The sequence below is a fragment of the Achromobacter sp. genome (assembly GCF_036567245.1).
Classification (GTDB): domain Bacteria; phylum Pseudomonadota; class Gammaproteobacteria; order Burkholderiales; family Burkholderiaceae_B; genus Achromobacter.
The window spans coordinates 1-5447 of record NZ_DATCUY010000598.1 but is presented as its reverse complement, the minus strand read 5'-3'; the positions used below and the strand labels follow the sequence as shown (position 1 = coordinate 5447).

The 5447-nt window shown below is 68.6% G+C and carries 6 protein-coding genes; all 6 read left to right on the top strand.

Features of this window, described 5'->3' with window-relative positions; genetic code table 11:
- Positions 1-702, top strand: a 702-nt coding sequence (locus VIR09_RS25325; RefSeq protein ID WP_332015353.1) for an SDR family NAD(P)-dependent oxidoreductase, incomplete at its 5' end; no start/stop codon positions are given.
- A gap of 30 nt (positions 703-732) precedes the next feature.
- A complete protein-coding gene (locus VIR09_RS25320) occupies positions 733-1773 on the top strand; it encodes a glycosyl hydrolase (RefSeq protein ID WP_332015352.1) in 1041 nt (346 codons plus the stop codon).
- Positions 1774-1791: 18 nt separating this feature from the next.
- Positions 1792-2277, top strand: a complete 486-nt coding sequence (locus VIR09_RS25315) for a VOC family protein (protein ID WP_332015351.1) — start codon at positions 1792-1794, stop codon at positions 2275-2277.
- Positions 2278-2326: 49 nt separating this feature from the next.
- Positions 2327-2929 (top strand): amino acid synthesis family protein, encoded by a 603-nt coding sequence (locus VIR09_RS25310; RefSeq protein WP_332015350.1) that lies wholly within the window; start codon positions 2327-2329, stop codon positions 2927-2929.
- A gap of 11 nt (positions 2930-2940) precedes the next feature.
- Complete coding sequence (locus VIR09_RS25305; protein WP_332015349.1) at positions 2941-3783, top strand: alpha/beta hydrolase; 843 nt, start codon at positions 2941-2943, stop codon at positions 3781-3783.
- Between the two features lie 46 nt (positions 3784-3829).
- Positions 3830-5447: bifunctional 3-(3-hydroxy-phenyl)propionate/3-hydroxycinnamic acid hydroxylase (locus tag VIR09_RS25300; protein ID WP_332015348.1), on the top strand; the 1618-nt coding region annotated here is incomplete at its 3' end.

Sequence of the window (5447 nt, the reverse complement as noted above, 5' to 3'; positions counted from 1 at the left end):
GTGCGCGTGGCCATCGTGGCGCGCCGCCAGGCGCAGCTGGACGAGGTGGCCGCCGAGATCACCAAGGCCACGGGCGTGGAAGTGCTGGGCGTGGCCGCCGACGTGTCGGACACGGCCCAGGTCAACGCCATGATGCAGCGCGTGGCCGAACACTTCGGCCGTATCGACATCCTGGTCAACGGCGCCGCCCATCCCGGCGGCCTGGTGCGCAGCGAGATCGAGGAGGCCGATCCCGAGGGTCTGCTGGAAGACATCAACATCAAGGTGGTGGGCTATATGCGCTGCGCCAAGGCCGCGGCGCCGCACATGCGCCAGGGCGGTTTCGGCCGCATCGTCAACATCGGCGGCTTGACCGGGCGCGGCAGCAAGCAGCTGTCGGGCATGCGCAATGTGGCCATCTGCCACATGACCAAGACCCTGTCGGACCAGCTCGGCCCGCACGGCATCACGGTCAACGTGATCCATCCGGGCGTGGTCGAAACGCCCCACATCCATGAACTGTACGAAAAGGAAGCCGCCAAGCAGGGGCTGACCGCCGCCCAGGTCGAGGCCAACTACGCCCGCGCTACGCCCATACGCCGGGTGCTGCAGCCGGCGGAGATCGCCGACGCGGTGCTGTTCCTGGCGTCGCCGCGCGCGGGAGCCATTACCGGCGAATCGCTGGGGGTGGACGGCGGCATCACGCGCGGCATCTTTCTTTGAACCGCTAACCCTTGTTTGGGGAGTCTGGATATGCAAGGCACGATACTGGTCGGCACGGCCGGCCAAGGAATATTGCGCAGCGTGGATGACGGCGCCTCCTGGCACCGCCTGGGCCTGAAGGAAGCCATCGAGTTCGACGGCACGGTCCGCGCCCTGGCCGTGGACCCGGCCGATCCGCGCCGCGTGTTCGCCGGCGCAGACGCCGGCATGTGCGTCAGCACCGATGGCGGCGCGCATTTCACCCGGGTGGACAGCCCCATGAACGGCATGACCGTCTGGGCCATCGCCGTCGACGCCAAGGATCCGCGGCGCATGTACGCGGGCACCGGCGCGCCGTCGCGCGCGGCCATGTTCCGTTCGGTGGACGGCGGCGCCAGCTGGCAGCGGCTGTCGCCGGAACTGCCCGAGTTCTGCCGCGGCGTGAACCGCCCGCGCATCCTGTCGGTCTGCGTCGACCCGGACGACGGCCGCGAGGTCTGGTTCGGGGTCGAGGAAGGAGGGCTCTGGCACAGCCGCGATGGCGGCGACAGCTGGTCGCGCCAGGATGAAGAAGGCAATGCCGATGCCATCGCCAATCCCGACATCCATTGCGTGGCGGTGCTACCGGCCACGGCCAGCGCGCCCAAGACCGCCATGGTGCTGACCGTGAACTCCGTCTACCTCAGCGGGGACGGCCGGCGCTGGGACGGCGTGGCGTCCAAATCGCGCTTCGACGGCATGTACTACACCCGTACCGTGCAGGCGCTGCCGGACGATCCCGACGCGCTGCTGCTGGCCATCGGCGACGGCACGCCCGGCACGCGCAGCAAGATCTACCGCTCATCCGACCGGGGCTGCAACTGGCAGCCGGCATTGCTGCACACCGCGCCCAATTCCACCTTCTGGGCCTTCGGCGTGCACGCCGCCGATCCGCGGCTGGCCTTTGCCGGCACCAAGTACGGCCATCTGTTCCGCTCTACCGACGGCGGCCGCAGCTGGTTCAAGGAATGGCGCGATTTCAGCGAAATCACTGCCGTGGCCTGGACGCCGTACGCCGCGCCCGTAGCCGCGCATCCCCAGTCCATCAACTGATACCAGTCCGAGACCGCCATGTCCACTACCACCACGCTTGCGCCGGCAGACCGCCGGCCGCGCATCGCGCGCACCCACCTGGCCCTATTCGTGCGGGACCCCTTCGCTTCGGCACCCTGGTACGAATCCGTGCTGGGCATGCAGGAGACCGCGCGCGGCGAGCAATGGGTGTTCCTGTCCTTCGGGCGCAAGCACCACGACATTGCCCTGATCCGCGCGGCGGACGGCGAACCGGCCCGCGGCCCGGTCAACATGCAGCACTACGGCCTGGAGATCGAGGGCGACGTGGACGAGCTGCGCCGCCTGTACGGCATGTTGCTGGCCAAGGGCGTGGAGGTGGTGAAGATCACCGACCACAAGGTGGGCTACGGCCTGTATTTCACCGATCCCGACGGCCACCGCTTCGAATTCTTCTGCGAAACCGTGCACGGCGACGAGGAGGGCAAGCGGGTGCTGCACGACCACAACGCGCCCAGCGTCCCGATGACGCTGGATCCTCTTTGATCGCCCGCGCGGCGCATCCATTCCCGACCCGACATTTTCTGGAGCATCCATGAGCAACACCAACTTCGGCCCTTACCGCATCCGCAAATGGTATTTGCAGATCGAAGACACCCTGGCCACCGAGACCGGCGAACCGGCTGATGGCGAGCCGTTGCGCAAGATCGTCATCGCGGCGGCGCTGCACAACCCCTATGCGGGCCGCTTCGAGCGCGACCTGTCGGCCTACGTCGAACCCTCGGGCATGCTGGGCGAGGAATTCGGCCGGCGCATCATCGAAGCTGCCGGCGGCCAGCCGCTGGAAAGCTACGGCAAGGCCTGCGTGGTGGGCGCCGACGGCGAGTACGAACACGGCAACGCGCTCTTGACCACCATCTTCGCCGAACCCATTCGCGCCGCCCTGGGCGGCGGCAAGGCCTGGGTGCCTTCGACCGGCAAGCGCGGCGGCCCCGGCACGGTCATCGACATTCCGCTGGCGCACAAGGATGCGCTCTATGTCCGCTCGCACTATGACAGCGTGAGTGCGCTGTTCGGCGACGCGCCCAACCGCGACGAAGTGCTGATTGCGTTTGCCTTCGCCACCCGCGGCCGCCTGCACGCGCGCCTGGGCGGCATCGCCGCCAGCGAAATCCAGGGTAAAGACGGGCTCTGCTGAAGGAATCCACCATGCAACGCCGCGACACCGATATCGCCGTCAATGGCATGACCCTGCATCTGACCGAATGGGGCCCGCAGGACGGGCGGCCGCTATTCATGCTGCATGGCATCCGCGGCTACGCCGAGACCTTTGCCGGCATCGCGCAGGCGTTGCAGCCGGACTTCCGCGTGCTGGCGTATGACCAGCGCGGCCGGGGCGCCAGCAGCTGGGATCCGCGGCGCAACTACTACACCGACGCCTATGTGGACGACCTGGCGGGCGTGGCCGACGCCCTGGGCCTGGACAGTTTTGACCTGCTGGGCCATTCGATGGGCGGCATCGCCGCCATCGTCTTTGTCGCCTGTTATCCGCAGCGCGTGCGGCGCCTGATCGTCGAGGACGCCGGACCCGCCGCATTTGAAGGCAGCGCGGGCGCGGCGCGGATCCAGCGCGAACTGCGCGAGACGCCCGAGTCTTTTCCCGACATCGGCGCGGCCCGCGAGTACCTGCGCGCCTTGCGGCCCAGCGTGACCGAGGCCGCCCGCGAGGAACGGCTGCGCCACATGCTGAAGGAGGACGGCTCGGGTGGCTGGACCTGGCGCCATGACCACGCCGGCATCGCTGCCACCCGGCTGGATCCCGACTCGGCGCGCGTGGTGGACCTGTGGCCCCAGGTCGAGGCGCTGGCCTGTCCGACGCTGGTGGTGCGCGGCGGGCGTTCGGACTACCTGCAGGCTCAGACCGCCCAAGACATGGCGGCGCGCAACCCGAACGTGGAGTGGATCGAGATCGCCGGCGCCGGCCATTACATCCACGACGACCAGCCCGAGGTCTTCAATCAGGCCGTGGGCGGGTTCCTGCGGCGCGCCTGACCCGCCGCCCGCAAGGCCAACAACAAGAATCCAAGGGAGAGCCAATATGGCGCATATCGTAGAAGTGCCGGTGCTGGTGGTGGGCGCCGGGCCGGTCGGCGTGACGCTGGCCAACCTGCTGGGCAGCTATGGCGTGGAAACGCTGGTGCTGGAGCGCAACCAGGATGTGCTGGACTATCCGCGCGCGGTGGGCCTGGACGACGAGGCCATGCGCACCTTCCAGAGCGCGGGCCTGGCCGACGAGATGCTGCGCGACATGATCCAGAACGTGCCCATGCGCATGTACACGCGGACCAAGCGCTGCTTCGCCGAGATCCTGCCGGCCACGCGCGAGTTCGGCTGGTATCGGCGCAACCTGTTTTCGCAGCCGCTGGGCGAGCGCACCTTGCGCGCCGGGCTGGGGCGCTTTCCGCATGTGACGCTGGAACTGGGCAGCGAGCTGCTGTCATTGGAGCAGGATGAGCGCGGCGTCACGGTACGGGTGCGCCAGGCCGACGGCGCCGAGCGCGAGATCCGCGCGCAGTATCTGCTGGCCGCCGACGGCGGGCGCAGCACGGTGCGCGAACGGCTCTTGCAACTGCCCTTCGACGGCAATACGCATCCGCGAAAGTGGGTGGTGATCGAATGCGACCAGGATCCGCTGGACGCGCCTTACACGGCCCTGCATTGCGAGCCGCGCCGTCCCTATGTGTGCCTGCGCCTGCCTTACGGCCTGCGGCGCTGGGAGTTCATGCTGTTTCCCGGCGAGGACGGCGAGCAGATGCTGCAGCCGGAAAAAGTGCAGGAACTGCTGCGCCACCACGTGGCTGATCCGGGCAGGCTCAATGTGATCCGCGCCCGCGTCTATACCCACAATTCCCGCGTGGCGCGCAGCTTCGTCTCGGGCCGGGTCTGCCTGGCGGGCGACGCCGCGCACCTGACCCCGCCCTGGATCGGACAGGGCCTGAACGCCGGCCTGCGCGACGCCTTCAACCTGGCCTGGAAGGTGGCCTGGATCGTGCAGGGCCGGCTGGACCCGGCCGCCTTGCAGAGCTACCACGACGAACGCCACAGCCACGCTCGCGCCATGATCTCGCTGGCCGACATGTTCGGCGCCATGCTGTCTCAGACCAACCCCGTGCTGGCGGCGCTGCGCGACACGTTCTTCCTGTCGATCCGGAATATTCCGAAGATCCGCGACTATGTGCTGCAGATGAAATTCAAGCCCATGCCGCGCTATAGCCGCGGCGTGGTGGGCGATAGCGCGGACCGTGCGCAACGCGAGTGCATCGGCCGCATGTTCATCCAGCCGCTGGTGGAATGCGAGGACGGCATCACGCTGCGCCTGGACGAGGCGCTGGGCGCGGGATTCGCCCTGATAGGCTGGCGCCGGGATCCGCGCGCCGGGCTGCCGCCAGCCCTGCGGGCGCAGCTGGACAAGCTGGGCTGCCGCTATGTGGCGGCACAGCGCGCGCGCAGCGGCTGCGCCCCCGACGAGTTGCAGGCCGGAGCCTTGCCGGTGTTGCAGGACACGGAAAACGCGTTGCATTTCTGGTTCCAGCGCACCCGCTCGGACTGGGTGCTGGTGCGTCCCGACCGCTACGTGGCGGCGCTGGGACGGCGCGAGGATGCGGTCGACGCCCTGGGCCGCTTTGCCGCCCGCTTTGTGCCGGGCGCAGCGCTGG

What these genes read in the sequence shown, in the direction of transcription:
- VIR09_RS25320 (WP_332015352.1), top strand. Translation starts at nt 733, where the DNA reads ATGCAAGGCACGATACTGGTCGGCACGGCCGGCCAAGGAATATTGCGC.
- VIR09_RS25315 (WP_332015351.1), top strand. Translation starts at nt 1,792, where the DNA reads ATGTCCACTACCACCACGCTTGCGCCGGCAGACCGCCGGCCGCGCATC.
- VIR09_RS25310 (WP_332015350.1), top strand. Translation starts at nt 2,327, where the DNA reads ATGAGCAACACCAACTTCGGCCCTTACCGCATCCGCAAATGGTATTTG.
- VIR09_RS25305 (WP_332015349.1), top strand. Translation starts at nt 2,941, where the DNA reads ATGCAACGCCGCGACACCGATATCGCCGTCAATGGCATGACCCTGCAT.